1 protein-coding gene and 1 pseudogene are annotated in these 2,029 nt (G+C 43.9%); both read right to left on the bottom strand.

What is annotated here, in order from left to right; translation table 11 throughout:
• Positions 1-455: pseudogene (locus ACFIJJ_RS09565) on the bottom strand (S49 family peptidase); the annotation flags it as partial.
• Positions 445-1,989: a phage portal protein gene (locus ACFIJJ_RS09560; protein ID WP_375646778.1), complete on the bottom strand. Its 1,545-nt coding sequence runs from the start codon at positions 1,987-1,989 to the stop codon at positions 445-447. The pseudogene ACFIJJ_RS09565 and the gene ACFIJJ_RS09560, both read right to left, overlap by 11 nt.
• Between the last annotated feature and the right edge of the window lie 40 nt (positions 1,990-2,029).

The following is a 2,029-nucleotide window of genomic DNA, read 5'->3' as shown; positions in this document are numbered from 1 at the left end:
GCAAACTCATTGGCATGTGCCCAAATGGGCTTGTCGTATTGTTTTGAGAGTGTTTGAAACTCTTCAACCAAATCAAACACACCGCCGGCTTCTCCACCGCCGCTGTCAATATCAAATAAAACAGCGCGAACATCATGTTGTGCAATGGCTTCACGAAAAGAAGCCCTTAAACCTTCATAAGAGGTTAGCCCCGATAAAGCCCCAAGCCATGCACCACGGCGCACAAGCGTGCCATGAACCGGTATTATGGCAACATTGTTTTGTACTACATAAGTTTCAGGGGGTCTTAAAGCTTCTGTATTCTCTTGCGAATAAGCTTCAATGGGAAACTTTTCTCCCTCAAAAAGACGCGGTGCAAGAGCATTGAGAATGACATCAAGTTTTGTCGAGGCAAGCATATGTGGAACCCCAAAAAGCCGTGATGCCAAAAACGGCATATCAAGATTATTCACCATTTTTATGTGCCTCACTGCCTTGGTTACTTTCATAAGTCTCAGAAGGTTCTGAATCTGCTGTATCAATCACTTGATTGCTACCAGAAGGCGCTGCCATATCCGTGTCAAAAGATAAGCCGCGCGCACGAGCGTCTGTGTGCTCTTCTTCAAGTTCGGCATGAATGCTGTCGATATCAAAGCCACGCTCGGCAAGTGCCATGCGTCGTGTTTTCAAGCCTGCACGAATTTCTTCTTTTTCCGCTGAGATATCCTTGTTTGGATCAATCATTTCAAGCGGGGGTGCAAAGCTTTCACATTGAAGCCATGGCAAGGGATTTTCTTCCCACCCTGGCAAATTGACGCATCCAGAAAGCACTGCCATTTCAACAAAACGCTCCCACACAATGCGGTTAAACTGAAAGGCAATGATATGTTCACGCCATTGTTTGACGTGCCGTCTAAACTGAATGATAGAGGTACGCACATTGGAAAAATTGCCGCGCGTAACGTCTCCAGTCACAACGGCATAAGGCATATTAAGTGCTGCACAAATTTTCAAGATATTGCGAAATTGAAAAGCCTCATAAGAACCTCCAACCTCAACAGGATTTGAGAATGTAACTTCTTTATTCTCTCCTAAATAAAGAGATGCACCGGGCGCAATGACAGGTGCTTTGTATTCTTCTTCAACGTTGTTTTTATCACGATTATCGGATAATTTTTCGACGTTTGGTGAATTGTCCTTGACAAACGCCGCGAAAAGAGCCGCCGTCCTTTTTCTATCGAGTTCTGCGTCGTCATAGGATTCGAGTTGAAAGATCTTTGTCATAGCGCGCGTTATTTTTGGAGAACCGCGCAATTGTCCTGCGATACGGCGCTCTTTGATGTGAAGGACCATTTCAGCAGGGACGCGCACGCGCTCTTGGCTCTCAAATGCTATATTTGCAGGGACATCATCATAGGGGTGATGTTCCCAGAAATGATAAGCAACACGCTTGCCACTGGCATTAAATTCAATCCCCATACGAATGTAATTGCCTTCAATATCAGCCGGTCCATTGTAAGTAAGGTCTAACATTTCGGTGGGATAAACTTGTAATTGAAGTGGTACACCAGAGCGCCCGTAGAGGTCAACATAATGTAGTCTTACAAAATATTCACCAGTTAAAAAGACCTCTCGTGCAATGGTTGCTTGAAGTCCATAAAAATTGGCATCTTCATCATAGTCTGCTTCATCAACCCATTGCCACCATAAGTCTAAAAGCTTTTTCTTTTCTTCTTGAAAACCTTCAATACGAGGATAGGGTTTAATCCCATCACTAACAGCCGCAGAGACCCATTCTTCTGTTGCAGACCCATAAAGAGATTCATTGTCATAAAGCCATCTTGAACGGGCAACAATGGTATCACCGCATTCTTCAATCGCTTTATTAATATGTTTTTTTGCGGGGTCAAAACCACCCATACGGCGGCTTTTGCTTGCCGCTTCAAAATGGGGATTGTGTTGACGAGAAATTTTAAAAAAGCCCGTGAGTTTATTGATAAAGCCAGCCATTAATAGCCTCGTGATATATTAAAATAGAAAACGCGTGAAC

The organism is Bartonella sp. TT29SHDZB, assembly GCF_042193395.1.
Taxonomy (GTDB): Bacteria; Pseudomonadota; Alphaproteobacteria; order Rhizobiales; family Rhizobiaceae; genus Bartonella.
The sequence above is the reverse complement of the archived record's forward strand: the minus strand, read 5'-3'. Positions and strand labels throughout refer to the sequence as shown.

What these genes read in the sequence shown, in the direction of transcription:
- ACFIJJ_RS09560 (WP_375646778.1), bottom strand. Translation starts at nt 1,989, where the DNA reads ATGGCTGGCTTTATCAATAAACTCACGGGCTTTTTTAAAATTTCTCGT.